This window comes from Enterococcus sp. HMSC061C05 (assembly GCF_001814765.1).
GTDB lineage: Bacteria > Bacillota > Bacilli > Lactobacillales > Enterococcaceae > Enterococcus_B > Enterococcus_B lactis.
Window position 1 is genome coordinate 8,498 of sequence record NZ_KV817754.1, and the last position, 19,419, is coordinate 27,916.

Annotated in this window: 17 protein-coding genes and 1 other annotated feature; of the genes, 10 read left to right on the forward strand and 7 right to left on the reverse strand. The window is 38.4% G+C overall.

What is annotated here, in order from left to right:
* Positions 1–117: 117 nt before the first annotated feature.
* Genes HMPREF2988_RS10640 through HMPREF2988_RS10650 form a run of 3 tightly spaced genes read right to left on the reverse strand, consistent with a single transcriptional unit; the run spans position 118 to position 2,296 of the window.
* On the reverse strand, positions 118–684 hold the full coding sequence (locus HMPREF2988_RS10640; RefSeq protein WP_002292250.1) for a tRNA 5-(aminomethyl)-2-thiouridylate-methyltransferase MnmM: 567 nt from the start codon (positions 682–684) through the stop codon (positions 118–120).
* On the reverse strand, positions 684–1,640 hold the full coding sequence (locus HMPREF2988_RS10645; RefSeq protein ID WP_070770623.1) for a tRNA modification radical SAM protein MnmL/YtqA: 957 nt from the start codon (positions 1,638–1,640) through the stop codon (positions 684–686). Before HMPREF2988_RS10645 ends, HMPREF2988_RS10640 begins: the two co-directional genes overlap by 1 nt.
* A complete protein-coding gene (locus HMPREF2988_RS10650) occupies positions 1,640–2,296 on the reverse strand; it encodes a phosphatase PAP2 family protein (RefSeq protein WP_070770624.1) in 657 nt (218 codons plus the stop codon). Before HMPREF2988_RS10650 ends, HMPREF2988_RS10645 begins: the two co-directional genes overlap by 1 nt.
* Before the next feature lie 369 nt (positions 2,297–2,665).
* Between HMPREF2988_RS10650 and HMPREF2988_RS10655 the strand changes: the two genes are divergently transcribed.
* From HMPREF2988_RS10655 to celB, 8 genes are all read left to right on the forward strand, one after another.
* Positions 2,666–4,672, forward strand: coding sequence for a LysM peptidoglycan-binding domain-containing protein (locus HMPREF2988_RS10655; RefSeq protein WP_070770625.1), 2,007 nt, complete (start codon positions 2,666–2,668; stop codon positions 4,670–4,672).
* Positions 4,673–4,741: 69 nt separating this feature from the next.
* Positions 4,742–4,948, forward strand: a binding site (T-box leader).
* A gap of 145 nt (positions 4,949–5,093) precedes the next feature.
* On the forward strand, positions 5,094–7,508 hold the full coding sequence (leuS, locus tag HMPREF2988_RS10660; RefSeq protein ID WP_002341428.1) for a leucine--tRNA ligase: 2,415 nt from the start codon (positions 5,094–5,096) through the stop codon (positions 7,506–7,508).
* Positions 7,509–7,688: 180 nt separating this feature from the next.
* Positions 7,689–8,759 (forward strand): FUSC family protein, encoded by a 1,071-nt coding sequence (locus HMPREF2988_RS10665; RefSeq protein WP_070770626.1) that lies wholly within the window; start codon positions 7,689–7,691, stop codon positions 8,757–8,759.
* Between the two features lie 225 nt (positions 8,760–8,984).
* Complete coding sequence (locus HMPREF2988_RS10670; protein WP_002297720.1) at positions 8,985–9,299, forward strand: PTS cellobiose transporter subunit IIB; 315 nt, start codon at positions 8,985–8,987, stop codon at positions 9,297–9,299.
* 20 nt (positions 9,300–9,319) lie between these two features.
* A complete protein-coding gene (locus tag HMPREF2988_RS10675; protein ID WP_070770627.1) occupies positions 9,320–11,299 on the forward strand; it encodes a BglG family transcription antiterminator in 1,980 nt (659 codons plus the stop codon).
* A gap of 12 nt (positions 11,300–11,311) precedes the next feature.
* Complete coding sequence (locus tag HMPREF2988_RS10680) at positions 11,312–11,638, forward strand: PTS cellobiose transporter subunit IIA (RefSeq protein WP_002285954.1); 327 nt, start codon at positions 11,312–11,314, stop codon at positions 11,636–11,638.
* Positions 11,639–11,653: 15 nt separating this feature from the next.
* Positions 11,654–12,172: a hypothetical protein gene (locus HMPREF2988_RS10685; RefSeq protein WP_002292261.1), complete on the forward strand. Its 519-nt coding sequence runs from the start codon at positions 11,654–11,656 to the stop codon at positions 12,170–12,172.
* Positions 12,172–13,527 (forward strand): PTS cellobiose transporter subunit IIC, encoded by a 1,356-nt coding sequence (gene celB, locus HMPREF2988_RS10690; protein WP_002310822.1) that lies wholly within the window; start codon positions 12,172–12,174, stop codon positions 13,525–13,527. Before HMPREF2988_RS10685 ends, celB begins: the two co-directional genes overlap by 1 nt.
* Here the strand turns inward: celB and HMPREF2988_RS13975 are convergent.
* The 4 genes from HMPREF2988_RS13975 to HMPREF2988_RS10705 form a co-directional block, all read right to left on the reverse strand.
* A complete protein-coding gene (locus HMPREF2988_RS13975) occupies positions 13,455–13,637 on the reverse strand; it encodes a hypothetical protein (protein WP_260241632.1) in 183 nt (60 codons plus the stop codon). The two genes, celB and HMPREF2988_RS13975, sit on opposite strands and share 73 nt — an antisense overlap.
* 108 nt (positions 13,638–13,745) lie before the next feature.
* A complete protein-coding gene (locus tag HMPREF2988_RS10695) occupies positions 13,746–14,045 on the reverse strand; it encodes a hypothetical protein (RefSeq protein ID WP_070770628.1) in 300 nt (99 codons plus the stop codon).
* 222 nt (positions 14,046–14,267) lie between these two features.
* Positions 14,268–15,773, reverse strand: coding sequence for a UDP-N-acetylmuramoyl-L-alanyl-D-glutamate--L-lysine ligase (locus HMPREF2988_RS10700; RefSeq protein ID WP_070770629.1), 1,506 nt, complete (start codon positions 15,771–15,773; stop codon positions 14,268–14,270).
* A 91-nt stretch (positions 15,774–15,864) separates the two neighbouring features.
* Positions 15,865–16,455 carry a YitT family protein gene (locus HMPREF2988_RS10705; protein WP_070770630.1) on the reverse strand — a complete coding sequence of 197 codons (591 nt, stop codon included), beginning with the start codon at positions 16,453–16,455 and terminating at the stop codon, positions 15,865–15,867.
* Positions 16,456–16,633: 178 nt separating this feature from the next.
* On the opposite strand from HMPREF2988_RS10705, the gene HMPREF2988_RS10710 reads away from it, so the two are divergent.
* Entirely contained in the window at positions 16,634–18,280 is a 1,647-nt protein-coding gene (locus HMPREF2988_RS10710) for a putative polysaccharide biosynthesis protein (protein WP_070770631.1), read from the forward strand.
* Between the two features lie 48 nt (positions 18,281–18,328).
* On the forward strand, positions 18,329–19,048 hold the full coding sequence (locus tag HMPREF2988_RS10715; RefSeq protein ID WP_070770632.1) for a pseudouridine synthase: 720 nt from the start codon (positions 18,329–18,331) through the stop codon (positions 19,046–19,048).
* Positions 19,049–19,419 lie beyond the last annotated feature (371 nt).

Below are 19,419 nucleotides of genomic sequence, written 5' to 3' on the forward strand. Positions count from 1 at the left end.
TTACCGCAGATGCAAGCTTTTGAGCACCGTGAATAAAGAAGTTGTGAAATCAACGCTCTAACCTGAGTGCTAGAGAAAAAAACGCAAAACATATCATTTATGTTTTGCGTTTTTTATTTATCTTTTTTTCTCGATACAATATAAAATAGGCGGCTGGTTCTTTTGGTTGATAAACCGATAATTCAGCACATTATATGTTTCCTGTGGCAGTTTGGAACAAAAAGAATCAACCATATCCAGTTCTTTTTCTCCGCCTTCATGACCATAGTAGACAACAAGGATCAATCGTCCGCGAGGCACAAGTCGTTTCAATATTTCTTCCATAGCTGTGCGTGTAGTCTCTGGCATAGTGATGATTGCTTTATCACTTTTTGGGAGATACCCTAGATTGAAGATCCCTGCTTTAAGATCTTGTTGTTCAGCTATTACTTCTCCTAACGTTTCGTGGCCTTGTAGAAACAATGAGACACGTTCTTCTAACTGATGCTGTTCTAGCTTTTCACGAGTAGCATCGATTGCTTGTTGCTGGATATCGAAACTATAGACATGACCAGTTTTTCCGATGTGTTCTGCTAGAAAAACCGTATCGTGGCCATTGCCCATCGTTGCATCTACGACGTGATCTCCTGGTTGCAAGATTTCTTGCAGTAATGTATGGCTGAAATACAAAGCAGTTTGCAACATCAGACACTCACCTTTTTCCGTACATCATATTTTCCTTGGAAGCTATCTCTGCGAAGAAGTTCTTCATCAATTGCATTCAAGACTTCCCATTTTTTCAAGCTCCACATTGGTCCAATCAAGGAATCCCACGGCGCATCCCCTGTCAAACGATGGATGATGATCTCTTTTGGTATCATTTCCAGCTGGTCGCAAATGATATTGACATAGTCAGGACGGCTCATTAATTGAAGTCGACCTTCATGATAGTCTCGCAACATTCTCGTTTTGCGCATCAGATGCATCAAATGGAGCTTGATTCCTTGGATATCGGAATCTAAAATAGTGCGTCTGACATTTTCTTTCATCATTTCTAAACTTTCGCCTGGTAATCCGTTGATCAAATGCGTACAAACACGGATATTATGTTTGCGTAATTTAGCCACGCCATCTAAATAAGTTTGATAATCATGTGCTCGGTTGATCAGTTTTGAAGTTTCTTCAAAAGTTGTTTGCAATCCAAGTTCTACCCATAAATACATCCGCTCGTTCAGTTCAGCAAGGTAATCAACTACTTCATCTGGCAGACAATCCGGTCGTGTACCGACTGATAATCCTACGACACCTGGTAAATTGACTACTTGCTCAAATCGTTCTTTGATTATTTCAACTGGCGCATGGGTGTTTGTAAAATTTTGGAAATAAACGATGTATTGTTGGACATGAGGCCATTTTTGATGCATCATGTCGATTTCTTTCTGGAATTGGATTGGAAGTGGATCTTCAGGTGCAACGATCATATCACCCGAACCAGATACACTGCAAAAAGTACAACCGCCATGGGCAACAGTCCCATCTCGATTCGGGCAGTCGAACCCTCCATCGATCGGCACCTTGAAAATTTTCCCGCCAAACTCATTTCGTAAAGCATAATTCCAAGAATGATATCTTTTATTTCCTTCTGAATAAGGAAAAGTCATTAAAAGTCCTTCTTTCTGTAAGAGTTACTTATTTGTTTTCTTTTTTCTCTATACACTGGATAAGTCAGGCACAGCCAAGAAAGACTGAGTAAGTAGCCGCCGATGATATCGGTAGGAAAATGAACACCCAGATAAATGCGGCTTATCCCGACACTTACTATAATAAACACCATCAGCAATTGAAGCAATGTACGTAAGGTTCTTTTTTGAACAAAAGCTGGCAGCAGAAATAGGAAAGAGCCGTAAAGAATCATACTGCCTGCTGCATGTCCACTAGGGAAACTGTAACTTGTTTCAACCACTAAGTGTGTCAATGAAGGGCGCTCTCGCATGAAAAATAGTTTGATCAACGGGTTGATGATTCCAGCAATTACAATAAATCCAGAAACGAACCAAACTGTTTCTGCCCTTTTTTTCTTATACCACATCCATAAAGCCGTACAAGCAAATAAAATGATGACGGTAAGAGGATTACCGAATTTAGTCATAAAGAGTTGGTAGCTGTTCAGATCAGGATAAGAAGCTCTGACAATGTCTGTAAACCACTGATCGAAACCAGAAAGCCACGATAGATGGAACTTTACGATCCAGCCCAAAATAAAAAACAGGACAAGAAAGAAGCTACCAGTCACCTGAAATGATGTTTTATATTTCATACAATTCCTCCTTTGAAGCAATGACTTATTATAGCATTTTTGGTCCAGCGAAAAAAACGGTAAAGAGATAAAACCAATGCATGATCCCTCTTTGAATAACCAATATTCTTATAAAAAAAATAACTGTAATCGGAAAGACATTTTTTGGTAATACAAATGAAATGTTAGGAAAATAAAATCAGTGTTTTTCGAAATCCTTGTAAATAAGAACATAGACGTAGGAAGAACTTGAAAATGAACAGAAGTTGTTCATTACGGTAAATTACAATATGATTACAAAAAACAACAAAGCTCTTAAATAACTTTTAATAAATATTAAGAGAAGTTATAATTATTAATAATAGATAAATTGAAGTTGGAGGATAGAAGATGGAAAACATTGCAAGAAAAGAACGGAGACGTTTAGAACAGACCAAACGTTTTCGAAAAGCAAAACGAGGGGCAGCAATCGTGGGAACTGCGATGGTAGGCTGTTCTGTCGCTGCTCCATTAGTACAGCCGGTTCCTGTTCAAGCGGATGAAACACCTGTTCAGTTCGGCGCAAGAATCAATACAGCGGCATTTATCACAGAAATTGCTACTTATGCGCAGCCAATTGCTCAAGCTAATGATTTGTATGCATCAGTGATGATCGCACAAGCAGTTGTAGAAAGCGGTTGGGGCAGTAGTGCGTTATCGCAAGCACCTTATTATAATCTTTTTGGGATAAAAGGCAGCTATCAAGGACAAACTGTCTACATGGATACGCTTGAATTTTTAAATAATCAATGGGTAAATAAAAAAGAGCCTTTCCGACAATATCCTTCTTTTGCTGAATCGTTCAATGACAATGCCTATGTACTTAGAAATACTTCATTTGGCAACGGTTATTACTATGCCGGTACTTGGAAGAGCAACACGAGATCCTATACAGATGCGACAGCTTGTTTGACAGGTCGTTATGCGACTGACCCTGGTTATGCAAGCAAATTAAATAATATCATCACGACTTACGGATTGACCCAATATGATACACCAGCTAGCGGAAACGCGGGCGGTGGAGCCACTACAGGTGGGAATAATACTGGAAGTACAGGTAGTACTAGCGGTTCAAGTAATTCTGGTAATACAAACTCAGGTTCAGCAACTTCGACCACTTATACTGTTCAATCTGGCGATTCTGTTTGGGGAATCTCCAATAAATTCGGTATTACAATGGATCAATTGATTCAATGGAACAATATCCAAAACAATTTCATTTATCCAGGACAAAAACTAACGATCAAGGGTAGCCAAGAAAATGGCTCTTCGACGAATAATTCTGGTAACAATACCAATTCTTCAGGAAATGCTGGTACATCAAACGGAGGACAAACAACTGGGGCGAAATACACTGTTCAATCTGGCGATTCTGTTTGGAAGATCTCAAATGATCACGGAATTACGATGGCTCAATTGATTGAATGGAACAATATCAAGAATAATTTTGTTTATCCAGGACAACAGCTGATCGTATCAAATGGCGGTTCTTCTAATACTGGAGCAAATACTGGCAACACAAGTGGTTCAAATTCGTCTAACTCAAGTTCTTCTAATACGGCTTCAGGAACGAAATACACAGTGAAAGCCGGAGACTCTGTTTGGAGTGTCTCCAACAAATATGGAATTACGATGGCTCAACTAATCCAATGGAACAACATCCAAAATAACTTTATTTATCCAGGACAACAACTGACTATTTCAAACAGTGGGTCAACAAACAGCGCATCAAGTAATACAGGTTCGTCAGCCAATACAAATAACAGCAGCTCAGCTAATACTGGCAGCAGTTCGTCTCAAGGCACTTATACAGTCAAGGCGGGTGAATCTGTTTGGAGCGTAGCGAATAAAAACGGCATCACGATGAATCAGCTGATCGAATGGAATAATATCAAAAACAACTTTATTTACCCAGGACAGCAATTGATCGTTAAAGGCGGCAATTCAGTAAATACCAATACAGGTTCAACTACTTCGGCAGCGAAACCAAATACACCGAATACGTCTGCTACAACAAGTACATCATCCTCTGGTAATACGATGTATACCGTGAAAGCAGGCGAGTCAGTTTGGAGCGTAGCGAACAAACATCATATCACGATGGATCAGTTGATCGAATGGAATAATATCAAAAATAATTTCATCTATCCTGGACAACAAGTGATCGTGAAGAAAGGTTCGTCTCAAACAACAAACCAACAAGCACCTGCAGGTTCGAAAACCTATACTGTGAAATCTGGAGAATCTGTTTGGGGTGTTGCTGACAGCTATGGTATTACAATGGCTCAACTAATCGAATGGAACAATATCAAAAACAACTTTATTTATCCAGGTCAAACATTGATTGTAGCTAAATAAAATAGCTGTTCAAAGAAATAACGATTGAATTCCACAAAAATATTTGTTACTATAAGGCTACTTAAATATGACAACACTTGAAAAGGAAGTAGTAAAAAGACTGAAGTTTCAGAGAGCACATGGTTGGTGAGAATGTGCACGGATGCTTTTGAACTCGCCTTTGAGTTGCCCTTGCTGAATATTCGAGTAAGCAAGTGGCGGTGACGGCCGTTACAACGTTCGAGGCCTTTTCATTAAGGCAAAAATAGGTGGTACCGCGTAGATTACGTCCTATAAAAAGAGCAATCTTTTTATAGGATTTTTTTATTTCTTTTGTGAAGTTTGAGAAAACAAAGTAAAAGAAAACAAAAAGAAACAGATTCTGCCGGTTTTTTTCGCTATAATAGAAACAAGCGTTTTTAATAGAACAGGAGGACAGAAAATGAGTTACAATCATAAAGAAATAGAGAAAAAATGGCAAAAATACTGGGCAAAAACGAATACCTTCAACACCCATGATGATCCTGAAAAACCAAAATTTTATGCACTAGATATGTTTCCCTATCCATCCGGACAAGGGCTCCATGTAGGGCATCCTGAAGGGTATACGGCAACGGATATCCTTTCCCGTGTGAAAAGAAGTCAAGGATACAACGTACTGCATCCAATGGGGTGGGATGCATTCGGCCTACCTGCAGAGCAATATGCGTTAGATACAGGAAACGATCCGGCTGAATTTACCCAAAAAAATATCGAAACATTCCGACGCCAAATCAATTCTTTAGGATTTAGTTATGACTGGAATCGCGAAGTGAATACAACTGATCCAGAGTATTACAAATGGACACAATGGATTTTTACGAAGCTTTATGAAAAAGGCCTGGCTTATGAAGCAGAAGTAGCGGTAAACTGGGTACCTGAATTAGGAACAGTTATTTCAAATGAAGAAGTGATCGATGGAAAAAGTGAACGTGGTGGCTATGACGTAGTCAGAAAACCAATGCGCCAATGGATGCTGAAAATCACTGCTTATGCCGATCGCTTATTGGATGATCTAGAACTAGTTGACTGGCCAGAAAGCATCAAGGAAATGCAAAGAAATTGGATCGGGCGTTCAGTGGGAGCAAATATTGAATTTAAAGTGGCTGGTACGGATAAATCCTATACCGTGTTTACGACACGACCAGATACTTTATTCGGTGCAACTTACTCGGTTCTCGCACCTGAACTAGATCTTGTTAGAGAAATTACGACCCCTGAACAAAAAGCTGCTGTAGAAGCTTATATCGAAGAGACAGCTAAAAAATCAGATCTGAAGAGAACAGATCTTGCAAAAGAAAAAACAGGAGTATTTACTGGTGCTTACGCAATCAATCCAGTCAATGGCAAAGAAATCCCAATCTGGATCGCTGATTATGTATTAGCTTCTTACGGCACAGGAGCAATCATGGCTGTTCCAGCACATGATGAACGTGACTTTGAATTCGCTCAAACTTTCGGACTAGAGATTCTTCCAGTTATCGAAGGTGGAGATGTTCAAAAAGCTGCTTACACAGAAGATGGTACGCACATCAACTCTGAATTTTTAAACGGTATGAACAAACAAGAAGCAATCGACAAAATGAATGAATGGCTAGAAGAAAATGGCGTAGGGAAGAAAGAAGTCAGCTATCGCTTACGCGACTGGCTATTCTCCCGTCAACGTTACTGGGGTGAACCAATCCCAATCATCCACTGGGAAGACGGAACAGTCACAGCTGTCCCAGAAGAAGAGCTACCATTACGTTTGCCTAAGACAAAAAATATCAAGCCAAGCGGTACTGGAGAATCTCCATTAGCAAATATTGAGGAGTGGGTCAATGTCGTTGATCCTGTAACAGGTAAAAAAGGCCGTCGCGAAACGAATACAATGCCACAATGGGCAGGAAGCTCATGGTATTACCTGCGTTATATCGACCCTCATAACAAAAAAGAACTAGCAGATTATGAAAAGTTGAAGCGTTGGCTGCCAGTTGACATCTACATTGGTGGAGCAGAACATGCGGTACTTCATTTACTATATGCACGATTCTGGCATAAATTCTTATACGATATCGGTGTCGTTCCTACAAAAGAACCATTCCAAAAACTATACAATCAAGGAATGATCTTAGGCGAAAACAACGAAAAAATGTCAAAATCTCGCGGTAATGTAGTCAATCCTGATGATGTGGTTGAAACTTACGGTGCAGATACACTGCGCATGTACGAAATGTTCATGGGACCATTAGACGCTTCGATTGCTTGGAGCGAAAATGGCTTAGAAGGAAGCCGCAAATTCTTGGATCGTGTATGGCGCTTGATTGTTGATGAAAACAATAAAATGCGTGATCGTATCACTACATTGAATGACGGCAAACTTGATAAAGTGTACCATCAAACAGTGAAAAAAGTGACAGAAGACTATGAAAATCTTCATTTCAATACAGCAATCTCCCAATTGATGGTCTTTATCAATGAAGCCTATAAAGTGGACGCTCTGCCTTATGAATATATCGAAGGATTTGTTCAACTACTCGCACCGATTGCTCCTCACATAGGTGAAGAACTATGGTCAATCCTTGGAAATGAAGGTGGTATTTCTTACGCACCATGGCCAACATATGACGAAGCAGCACTTGTGGAAGACGAAGTAGAAGTTGTTTTCCAAGTAAACGGTAAAGTTCGTGCGAAAAGCAATGTTCCCCGAGACTTAGGGAAAGATGAGCTAGAAAAAGTAGCATTAGCCAATGAAACAGTGCAAGAATATATCGAAGGCAAAACAGTCAGAAAAGTTATTGCGGTACCAAACAAGTTAGTCAATATCGTTGCTAATTAAATAACCTGATAAAAGCAGTTGGCAGAATCTCTGTCAGCTGTTTTTTTGTAAAAAAACATGAATAGGGAAAATAGTTGACAAGAAAATAACAACGCCATATGATGTTCCATAGTATTTACAACCTGTCATAGTTGACTGTGAAAAATATAGAAATAAAAGTAAAAGAAAGGACGACAACAGGTGGGTTTTTATCAGTCTCTGCAACTAGATCCGTTTATTTTAAAACAAAAAATACGAGAAGCAACTTCTAGAAAAGAAAAGCGCATGTATATTTGTTCATTGTTTTTACGATCATTATTTATCGTATTATTTGCCATTTGTTTTATTATTTTCATTACAACATTGTTTGAATCGACGCATAAACCATACGCTGTGGTTTTATTCTGTATGTTGATGAGTATTCGTTTTGTTGATTTTGGTTATAAGATTTCTCATTCGATCATTAGTTTAGCCATCGTTATGCTCTCACTATTAACAGCGCCTTATGTCCAACTGATCAAATGGTCAGGTATGGGCGTGTTGATTCATTTTATTTTACTAAGTAGCATATTACTGGCAACTGCTAGTGACCCTAAAATGGGAAATGCTTCTTTGTACGGTTTTTCTTATCTTTTTATTGTTTATTCGTTACCTAAAGATTTGTTGAACAAGGATTTCTTTACACAAACAGGTAGCTTATTGTTTTTATTTTTTTGTTGGTTTTCAGTTATCCTTTATAGAAAACATCGAGAAAAGAATAGAGGCAAAAGCTTATTCAGAAAGAATTTTTTGAAAGATATTTATTCGCAACAAAAAATTTGGATGCTCAGCTATGCGTTTGGTATCAGTCTTTTGATTGTCGCAGGAGAATATGTCCCTTTTCAACGATTGATGTGGGCAGGGTTTGCATTTTCTTCTATTGTATCTAGCTATGGATTGATGTCGATTGGTTTCAAAGAACGAGCAGTAGACAGAATTATCGGCTCATTGATCGGATGTGCTTTATTTATTGGTATCAGCCAATTTATTCCGTTTGCGTGGGTCGGTATATTGGGTGGACTAGCTTTAGGTATTTGTTCTACCTATAGATATAAAACAATTTTTAATTGCTTTGGTGCTTTGACAGTCGCTGCAAGCTTATTTGGTATTCCAGGAGCAGTAACGATCCGCATTTTTGAGAATATCCTTGGGGTATGTTTAGGAATCATGTATATTGGGGTGACTGAGATACTTATCCGCAAAATAAGAGAAAAACACGGTTTGAATCATTAGATGAGATCGAATAAAAAAATAAGGAAAAAGTGAAGATACACATGGATGATAAATTGCTATCATTCCATGTGTATCTTTTTTTACGGTAAATCAGTGAAACGTTCTACGTTCATTATTCAAGTGATGATACACATTTTTTCCGTAATGCTACGGAAATATATATTTTGAATAGAAAACGCTTACAAGTTATGCTTGGTTTATAAAAATAAAAGGAGTGATTGATTTATGAAAAAAGCATTGATTATTTGTGCAGCAGGAATGTCATCATCGATGATGGCCTCAAAGACAACGGATTTCTTTAAGCAAAAAGGAGAAGAGGTACTCGTAGATGCAGTTTCAGCTACAGAAGGCGATAATATGATTAAGAATAGTGATTTTGATTTATTTCTGATCAGCCCGCAAACGACGATGTTTTTGGATAAATTCAAAAAATTAGGAGAATCTGTTGGAAAGCCTGTTGTTAGTATCCCTTTCCAAGCGTATGTCCCAATCCCTACAGGCATCCAGAAGTTAGCAGAGGTGATCGAAGAGAATATATGATGGAATAGGAGTGGATGATAATGAAACAGAAGGAAAAATTGCTGTTGAGATATTTGATTGATCACAGGAAGGAGTATGTCACCAGTCAACGTTTAGCTTCTGAATTGTTATTATCTGATCGGACAATCCGTAATTACTTGCAGCGGATCAAAGAGTTAGTAGAAGAAAACGGAGGTAAGATCATTGCTAAACCAGGTTATGGTTACCAACTGCATATTTTACAAAGACTGACATTTGATCTGTTTTTGAGTCGGCAAGAAATAGTACCGGGATATGCTAGAGAGCCTCAAGGATTTTATGAGTCGGAAGACCGACAAAAGTATATATTGAACCAACTGCTTTTGGAAGATGCCATTCTTTTTATGGATGATTTGGCAGAAGAGCTTTATATCAGTCGTTCTAGTTTGACAAAGGACATGCAAGAAATCAAAGAGCGGTTGATTCCTTATTCACTAAAAATTGTTTCTAAGCATGGTCAAGGGATATGGATCGAAGGGGAAGAAAGAAATCGACGGCATTTTATCATGGATACTTTTTTCGGGAACCATTATGGGAATTCATTGAAAGAATATTTAGGACAAAGTCGCTTTTTCACAGACATCAGTTTTGAAGAGCTAGTGATCATCATTCTCGATGAAACAAGAGAAGCTAAGTTAAAAGTTTCTGATTTTATTATACAGAATTTGTCCTTACACTTGGCTTTGGGAATCAAACGTCTACGAGAAGGGTTTGAAATCAAGGAACTAGGTATCGAACAAGAAGTTTCTGATCGAGTAGAGTATCAAGTGGCGCAACGCATTGTTCAACGTATTGAGGTAATCGCAGATGTATCGTTTCCCCAAGAAGAAATTGCTTATTTGACTTTACACCTTATGGCTAAGTCAAATCATAGAGAAAATAAAAATGATCAGGAACTATCAAAGGAAGTAGCGAAAGTTTTGAAACGATTGTCTCAGGAATTTCGTTTTTCATTAATAGAAGATCACCAGCTTTTCAATGGTCTACTCGATCATTTGTCACCAATGATGATTCGATTGAGCCGAGGCATTCGCATTGAGAACCCTCTGACTGAAGAGATAAAGGAAGAAAATCCCAAAGTTTTTGAAGCAGTAAAAACGCATTTCAGCAACATGCCGGCTTTGAAAAACTATACCATCAATGAAGATGAATGGGCCTATTTGGCTTTGCATCTCATGGCGGCATTGGAAAAAGAAAGAGCTACGCATAAATTGCATGCGTTGATCATCTGCGCAACAGGTTATGGCAGTGCTCAATTATTAAAGAATCGTGTAGTCAGTGAATTTGGAAAAAATATTACAGTGGTAAATGTAAAAGGCTATTATGAGATCAATGAAACAACTTTAAAAGGAATCGACTTGATTATTTCTTCTATTGATCTTTCGACAATGTTTTTTAAAATTCCAGTTTTACATGTCAGTATTTTTTTGAATGAAGATGATGTTCATAAAATACGAAAGGTAATTGGTGAATCCATACCTTATCATTCCTCAGATCAACCGATACCAGCATTTTCTCTACAGCAAAAAAAACAGATTTACACCGAACAGCTGTCTGAAAAGTTTTTCAAGACTTATACGTACGAACCGAAAAAAGAAGAAGTTCTTCATGATTTGTTGCAAAAGCTGAGCATAAATGAAGAAGAAGGATATATAAGAGAAATGCGAAAGCAGATCCAGCAACGTGAAAGTATGGGACAAATCATATTCAGTGATACAGTGGCAGTCCCACATCCCGCTGTTCCAGTTGGAATCGAAACAAAGATAGCCGTTGCTTTGATTCCTTCAGGGATGCAATGGAATCAGTATCAAGGAATCCATTTTGTTTTTCTAGTTTCGCCTTCTTATATCGAAAATGAAGGAATTACGGTCGTGACCAAAGCAATCGTTAGGTTAGTTGACCAGCTAAACGTGCAACAGGAAATCTTAGCTGAACCTATTTTTGAGAATTTCAGCAGTAAATTTATCAAACTGATCGAATAAGGAGGAAAACAGATGGCTGAAAAAATAAACAGTGAAACGCTACAAGTGACGTCTTTTGATATCATTTTTCATAGCGGAAATGCACGAACACTGATACATGAAGCATTTCGCTCGATGCGTAAGGAGATGTTTGAAGAAGTAGAAGAGAAGTTGCGACAAGCAAATGAAGAGATTCTTCATGCGCATCAATCACAAACTCAACTTCTGAAAGAATATGCTAGTGGGACAAAAATAGAAATGGAAATTATCATGGTCCATGCACAAGATCATCTGATGACGACGATGACATTATTGGAAGTTGCACAGGAAATGAATTATTTGTATCAAAAAAATAAATAGAAAGGAAGATTTATTGTGCAGGATACAGTAAAAAGGAAAATCGAATTAGAAAAAAAGCAACTTAGTTTGAAAAACATGTATTTCAATCGTTATCTGTTCGTACGCTATCTGACTGCCTTTTTCTTTTTCATGAACATGCAATGGATGATTCTGCTTCTATCAGCTAAAAGTTTAGGAAGCAGTTTACCAATGGTTTTACTTTTAGCTATTTTGCCTGCAGTAGGAGAACAAGTAAAGCTTTATCGAAAGCACCAAACGAATGTTCCATGGACAAAGCGGTATTTTTTGTTTCAGGGTGTCTGCAATATATTATTGATTCCAGTGTTGTTCACCTCAGGATTTACACTCTTGTATCCTTTTATGGCAAATAACAATAGAGGACAGCTATTTGTTTTCATTCTTATTGTAAGCGGTATTTTTGTCAGTGTATTTATCCAGTATCGTTTAAAGAAAATTTCGCTCAATCAAGATCAGCAGTATATCCGTATAAAACAATATGAAAAAGCGTTGTATTTAGGAAAGGAGAATAATTAATGTTTGATTTTTTGCAGAAATACCTGATGGGACCTATGGGGAAAATTGCGCAACTTAAAATCGTTCGGGCTGTCATGGCAGCGGGGATGGCTTCTATTCCTTTCACGATCGTAGGTTCGATGTTTTTGGTTTTGAATATTTTGCCATTACCGTTCCCATTTTTAGAAGGATTTTTTAATGCAACTTTTTTCAAAGTTAGTGACTTGTACATGATCGTCAATACAATGACGATGGGTATTTTATCTATTTACTTTGCCATTGTGTTTGCTTATGAATTAACGTCAATTGAACGAGATGAACAAAAGTTGAATGTTAATCCGCTCACGGGGGCATTACTATCTGTTTTTGCATTCTTTATGTGTATCCCTGAGTTGATCATGACCGATGGTAAAATCAGCTTGATTGCTTCTATCAATGAGACAGAAACTGTAGTAAATGGGATACGGATGGGCTCTTTTGTCGAACGTTTAGGAACTTCAGGAATCTTTACAGCTATTATTATGTCGATTATTGCGGTCGAATTGTATTGTATGTGTGTCAAGAGAAATTGGGTCATAAAAATGCCAGATGTTGTTCCGCCGGGAGTTTCTCGTTCTTTCACCGCTCTGATCCCAACATTTGTCATTGCGTTTGTGGTGATGATCATCAATGGATTATTAGTTGCACTAGGAACGGATATCTTCAAAATGATTGCTATCCCATTTGGGTTTGTTACGCAGCTGACGAATACGTGGCTTGGTGTCATGGTGATTTATTTCTTGATCCATGCATTGTGGATCGTAGGTATCCATGGAGCGAATATCATCACTTCTTTCTTGACCCCAATCGTATTAGCTAATATGGCAGCTAACGCACAAGGCGCAAATTATCCGTTGGCAGGAGAATTCAACAATTCTTATGTAACCGTTGGTGGATCAGGCGCGACCTTAGGATTGATCATCTTTATTGCATTCCTCGCGAAATCGGATCAGCTGAAAGTGTTAGGAAAAGCCTCTCTTGTACCAGGACTATTCAATATCAACGAACCAATTATTTTCGGGATGCCAATCGTCTACAATCCCTATTTAGCGGTTCCGTTTTTCTTAGCACCGATGGCTTCTGCTACACTCGCTTATTTTGCCATTCGGCTGGAAATCGTTAAACCGATGCTTGCACAGATGCCGTGGCCTTCACCAGTTGGAATTGGCGCATTTGTCGGCAGTGGGGGTGATTGGAAAGCAGCTGTGCTAGCTGTCTTTTGTGCAATCATCGCATTCATTATCTGGTTCCCATTTATTAAATTTTATGATAATAAATTATTGAATGAAGAAAGAGAAAAGGCAGCAGAATTAGCTAGTGAAAAGTCAGCTAACTGATTTCTAAGAAAATAGAGCGTGGGACAAAAGTCAAGAACACTTTTGTCCCACGCTCTAAACACGTATAAACGGCGGAAGCAGAAGCAACTCCTTCGGAAATAAGCTGAAATTCACAAAAATTTGAAAAGCAATTTTCGTGAATTCCTTCTTATTTCTTGGAGTTAAACGCTTCTGTCCCAGCCTCTATTTATTATAGTCAATATGATTCGAACGAAGTATCAAGGCAGAATACCGAGCGACTGAAGCAAACCTAGACATGTGAATATCAGATAAACGACTAGAAAAAATAGAGCAACCCTTCCGCCTAAGCGCGCGAAAAACTTAGTCTGATGCTTCCGACTCATCAAGTAAGAAAAAAGTAGCAGTAACCATCCAACAATCGATGCATCAACTGGCAAATGGAGATTTCTAAAAATAACAGCCCCCATTTTGCCACTTTGCAAATCCAAAGTTAGAAAAATGACAGAAAAAAGAGAAAGAAAAAAGATACTGTTTGCTAAGTTGAAAATTTTTTTCATAATAACCACCTTTATATTATTGAAAAGACAGGAATAATAAACTAAAAGCAACGATAGAAGAGCCAGTAAGCAAAACTAACGAAAGCGCTATCTTTAAGAGGCGCGATAAAGAAACAATAAAAATTATTGTAGTTCCGGCAACTTTTCTTGATAATTCCATAGACGGGACGCTATGAAAAGTTTTCTTTTCATGGCGTCCCGTCTACTAGAATATAAATAACATTACTCTTCAATCAACCGCTTCACGATTGCATAATCCCCTTCATAAGGTTCATCTACACCATTGATTTTTTGATAGGGATCAACCCCTTTTCCCGCAATGACGACTGAATCCTGCGGAGTACTTTCTGCTAAAGCACGTCGAATCGCTTCAGGACGGTCCATTTCATAATGAACGATCAATTCTGGATTAGTAATTGCTTCATTGATTTCTTCCGCGATTTTTTGCGGATCTTCAAATGCTGGGTCATCTGCCGTCAAAAAGGCAACGTCAGCTGTTTCTGATAACACTTTTCCAAAATCATGTCGACGGGAGATTGCTTTGTTCCCTGGGCTGCCTAATACAACAATTACACGACCATCTGGATGTTCATTTTTGGCAAATTCCAGCAATGTTTTCAAACTTAGATAATTATGTGCGTAGTCCACATAGACATGCGCCCCATTTGATTGGATCAATTGATCCATTCGGCCTGGTACACGAGCTTCTTTTAATCCGGCTTGTGCATCTTGACTGGAAGCACCTGTTAGTGCTGCGGCAATGATCGCACTGGCTGCATTTTCTTGATTGAATCCTCCGGCCAGCAAAATATCATAAGCAGTATCGCAGATAGCTAAGTGATCTTGACGAGAAGATAAAGTAAACCCGTGGTTACCTTTGTCTGAATGAATCACTTGATAATTGCTTTCTTCCGAACGACCATAAGTGATCGTTGGGATCTGGAATAGATCGGCGGTTTCTTTAAGCAAATCAAAATAGTCACTTTCGTGATTCAAAACAACTGTTTTTGAGTTTAAGATCAATTGACGCTTGCAATAGAAATAGTCATCAAATGTCGGATGTTCGATCGGACTGATATGGTCAGGCGAGATATTCAAGAAGATTCCTACATCTAAAGTCAACCCGTACACACGTTGTGTTTTGTAAGCTTGGGAAGAAACTTCCATCACTAAATGAGTCATACCATTTTCAACTGCTTCTGCCATCATACGATATAAATCTAATGACTCAGGCGTTGTTAAATGGGATTTGAAATACGTTTTGCCATCTAGCGTTGTATTCATCGTAGAAAGCAATGCAGTTTTTTTATTCGTTGTGTGATCCAAGATTGCTTTAGTAAAATACGCAGCAGTTGTTTTACCTTTTGTTCCAGTGAATCCAATTACTTTCAATTTATTTTGTGGATAGTCGTAAAAGGCCATAGCAAGAAGTGCCATTGCTTTACGGATATCCGTCACAATGATTCCTACTGCTGAATTTTCGTATGGCTGCTCTGATACATAATATTGGATACCTTGTTCGATTGCTGAATCCAAATATTCTTCTTTGAAATTCATTCCTTTACAGAAAAACAGAGTAGAAGCATCAGCTTTTCTTGAATCATAACTTAACTGAAGAAATTCAGCTTTTTCTGGTACATCAAGATGCCAGCCTTTTGTTGAAACAAATTCTTTTAATAGATGTTCTTTTAATAGTAAATGACGGATGTCTTCTAAAGAGAAGCTCATTGATTGATCCCTCGCTTCATTCAATTTCTTGGTTTATTATAGCACACTCTTTTCAATATATCGTTTGATTCCGCTATGACAAAATCCAGCTTTATTCAAATTTTCTTGACACAGGGGACAAGCGGATGAGTATTTTCATAAACAATGAACTGACTGTAATAGATAGGAGAACGAACAGTGTCTCCAACCATCCAAATACATAATAATTCAAAAAGATGATAAGGCTATTCGTAAGTAACAGTCCTTGCGGCATTGGAAGCCGAAAAAATTTGTGAAAAATAATTGGCGGTATCGTTATCCCGCCATTTGACGCTCCGACGGTGTACAATGTGTAAACGCCAAGACTGAACAAAAGACTTCCTAAAATCAGTGAGAAGAAATGAGAAGAGAGCATTTCCACTTTTGGAACGATTTCTAAAACAACAGGAAAAAGCAGACTTCCCGCTACAGTTTTAAAAAATATTGATTTTCCTAATAGAACAGCGGCTAGAAGCAGCATCATAAGATTGATGCTCCAAACAGTAACTGAGCGTTGGATAGAAAAGGCCGTTTCAACTAAATGTCCGATTGCGCCCACTCCGGCGGAAGCTATATCATGAGGGAGCAAGAACCAATTCAATCCAACTGTGATAAAGAAAAGACCTAAAAATATAACGGGTAGTTTTTTTATTTCTTGTGTCATTGATATCTCCTATAAATGTTAGCCATAAAAGGCTGTATATTTCTTTACTTTACCAAAAAAACGAAACCGAATTCAAAAAAACAATCGTTCTTATAAAAGTTATATAAAATCGATTGCCAGTTTCTGTTTTACCAATTAAAATGATAGTAATGTTTTGTAGAAAGTTGGAATCTGACCGATGGATAATCAAAGAAAACCAGCATTAGATCAATTATCACCGCAAGAAAAAATGGCACGAGGCTCTGCTTGGATGACCGCCAGTAATATCATTTCAAGGTTGCTAGGAGCTGTCTATATCATTCCTTGGTATGCTTGGATGGGCGAAAATGCTAAGGCTGCCAATGGATTATTCAATATGGGGTACAATATATATGCATTGTTTCTACTGATCTCTACAGCAGGAATACCCGCGGCGATCGCAAAACAAACCGCGCGATATAATTCGTTGAATGAATATGGCACTTCACGACGATTATTCATCCGGGCATTACAGATGATGGGCGGGTTAGGTCTGTTGTTCGCTTTGTTCATGTACATCGCCTCTCCTTGGCTAGCTCATGCTTCTGGTGGCGGAGAAGAACTGATTCCAACGATGCGCTCTTTGAGTATCGCTGTATTGGTTTTTCCTTGTATGAGTGTGATACGAGGGTATTTTCAAGGGAATCAAGAGATGATGCCTTATGCGCTGTCGCAGATCGTTGAACAAGTGGCACGTATTTTTTATATGCTGTTGGCTACATTCATCATCATGAAAGTCATGAATGGCGATTATGTGACAGCGGTCACGCAATCAACTTTCGCGGCATTTATCGGTATGCTAGCAAGTATCCTTGTCCTTTTGTATTTTTTGAAGAAACATCAAGCGTATACATCTGCATTTATCCACTACAGCGAAAACAAAGTAAATATTGCAACGAAGGAATTGTTGTTAGATACCATTAAAGAAGCAATACCGTTTATTATCGTTGGTTCAGGGGTAACAATCTTCAAATTAGTCGATCAATTCACTTTTATGAGGATCATGTCCGCATCCACTGAATATTCCAATGCACAGTTGCTAGATCTTTTTTCGATTTTTAGTGCCAATCCAGATAAATTGACAATGGTAGTTATCGCATTGGCAACATCGATCGCGTCTACCGGGTTACCGTTGATTACAGAAGCTGTTACGTTGAAAGATCGAGTAGGACTGGCAAAATTGACGAGCGGAAATTTACAACTGTTTTCATTTTTTATGTTTCCAGCGACATTTGGTGTCATGTTACTTGCCTATCCGCTCAACACATTATTTTATACACCAGATTCTCTAGGAAGCAATGTACTGATCCAAGCAAGTTTTGTAGGACTCTTCTTAGGGTTATATATGCTAGTTTCCAACATGCTGCAAGGAATGTTTGAAAACAGGGCGGCAATCAGTTATTTGGTTGTTGGGTTTCTGGTGAAACTACTTCTTCAATATCCAGCCATTCGTTTATTTGAAGTGTATGGCCCTTTATTAGCGACAATGCTCGGGTTTGCTGTGTCTTGTACCTTGATCTTAAAGAGGATCCATGAAGTAGCTCGCTTTAAACCAAGTTTTGTCTGGCGTAGGACATTACTGATCTTTATTCTTACCTTGATTATGCTTTTTGCTTCGTGGATCACAAAGATGATTTTTGGGACTTTCTTAAATGAAGATAGCAAATTCCAGTCTCTATTATTGATTCTTGCAGTAGCAAGTATAGGGGCATTGGTGTACGGTTATTTAGCTTTGAAAATCCGTTTGGCAGAAAGACTACTAGGACCAGGAATAGCGCGTTTACGACACAAATTAAAAATAAAATAAGTGAATGGGAAGAGCAGAATCAATGCTCTTTTGAAATGGGGGAAACGCATGCGTTTAGATAAATTTTTAGCAGATATGGGACTTGGTAGCCGCAAAGAAGTCAAAGGATTGATCAAAAAAGGAACGATTGAAGTCAATGGACAAGTGGTCAAAAGCGATAAAGCGCAAGTAAACGAGTTTGAAGATACGGTTACTTATTTAGGAGAAATCATTGCGTATCAAAAAGATTTTTATTATATTTTGCATAAACCTGCAGGAGTCATTTCTGCTACTCAGGATAATCATGATCAAACCGTAATCGATTTGTTGGAAGATCAAGATTATCGGGAAGATCTTTTTCCAGTTGGCCGATTGGATAAAGACACGGAAGGCCTCCTGATTTTAACGAATGATGGGGTATTTGCCCATCAGTTATTATCACCAAAAAAACACGTGGAGAAAGAATATCTAGCTGAGGTTAACGGTATAATGACAGAAGAAGATATCCGTTTATTTGCAGAAGGACTGATTATTGATGGCGATGAGCAGACATTGCCGGCAAAACTCCAAATTGATCAAGTAGATCAAGAGTCAGAAACTTCAATTATCCGTCTGATTTTGCATGAAGGGAAGTTTCACCAAGTCAAGCGAATGGTCAAAGCAGTAGGAAAAGAAGTCTTATATTTAAAAAGAATCCGTATGGGGAATTTTTGTCTTCCTAAAGATTTGAATAGAGGGCAGTATCGCCCTATGATCAAAGAAGAGCTAGAACAAGTGAGAGAAAAATAAGTGAATGGACAGCTAAAAGAATAAGCATTGTAGTTGTAGCGCCATCTGAAAAGCAGACTTGTCCGTCTGACTTTTGGATGGCTTTTTTGTGAAATTTCGGCTTATTTCCGTAGAAGCTACTTCTGGAACACCGTTTGTTCGGAAGAAGGGACTGTGACAAGACTTTTGTCACAGTCCCCATTGCTCGTTGTGACTCGGAGTTAGATAGCAAGGTCACGATCTGTCTAATACTCAGGACAAAACGCTGATTTCACAACCTCTGATAAACGGTGTTCTCCTGCCAACTCTTCGGTCACAAGTTATAATATTCATAAAATATAAGGAGCTATTTTTTGAAATTACTCCTTGTGACTCAGAGTTAAACGGCAGGC

Bases quoted from the DNA above. Each gene is read 5' to 3' on its own strand.
- HMPREF2988_RS10640 (WP_002292250.1), bottom strand. From the start codon at position 684: ATGTTGCAAACTGCTTTGTATTTCAGCCATACATTACTGCAAGAAATC.
- HMPREF2988_RS10645 (WP_070770623.1), bottom strand. From the start codon at position 1,640: ATGACTTTTCCTTATTCAGAAGGAAATAAAAGATATCATTCTTGGAAT.
- HMPREF2988_RS10650 (WP_070770624.1), bottom strand. From the start codon at position 2,296: ATGAAATATAAAACATCATTTCAGGTGACTGGTAGCTTCTTTCTTGTC.
- HMPREF2988_RS10655 (WP_070770625.1), top strand. From the start codon at position 2,666: ATGGAAAACATTGCAAGAAAAGAACGGAGACGTTTAGAACAGACCAAA.
- leuS (WP_002341428.1), top strand. From the start codon at position 5,094: ATGAGTTACAATCATAAAGAAATAGAGAAAAAATGGCAAAAATACTGG.
- HMPREF2988_RS10670 (WP_002297720.1), top strand. From the start codon at position 8,985: ATGAAAAAAGCATTGATTATTTGTGCAGCAGGAATGTCATCATCGATG.
- HMPREF2988_RS10675 (WP_070770627.1), top strand. From the start codon at position 9,320: ATGAAACAGAAGGAAAAATTGCTGTTGAGATATTTGATTGATCACAGG.
- HMPREF2988_RS10680 (WP_002285954.1), top strand. From the start codon at position 11,312: ATGGCTGAAAAAATAAACAGTGAAACGCTACAAGTGACGTCTTTTGAT.
- celB (WP_002310822.1), top strand. From the start codon at position 12,172: ATGTTTGATTTTTTGCAGAAATACCTGATGGGACCTATGGGGAAAATT.
- HMPREF2988_RS10695 (WP_070770628.1), bottom strand. From the start codon at position 14,045: ATGAAAAAAATTTTCAACTTAGCAAACAGTATCTTTTTTCTTTCTCTT.
- HMPREF2988_RS10700 (WP_070770629.1), bottom strand. From the start codon at position 15,773: ATGAGCTTCTCTTTAGAAGACATCCGTCATTTACTATTAAAAGAACAT.
- HMPREF2988_RS10705 (WP_070770630.1), bottom strand. From the start codon at position 16,455: ATGACACAAGAAATAAAAAAACTACCCGTTATATTTTTAGGTCTTTTC.
- HMPREF2988_RS10710 (WP_070770631.1), top strand. From the start codon at position 16,634: ATGGATAATCAAAGAAAACCAGCATTAGATCAATTATCACCGCAAGAA.
- HMPREF2988_RS10715 (WP_070770632.1), top strand. From the start codon at position 18,329: ATGCGTTTAGATAAATTTTTAGCAGATATGGGACTTGGTAGCCGCAAA.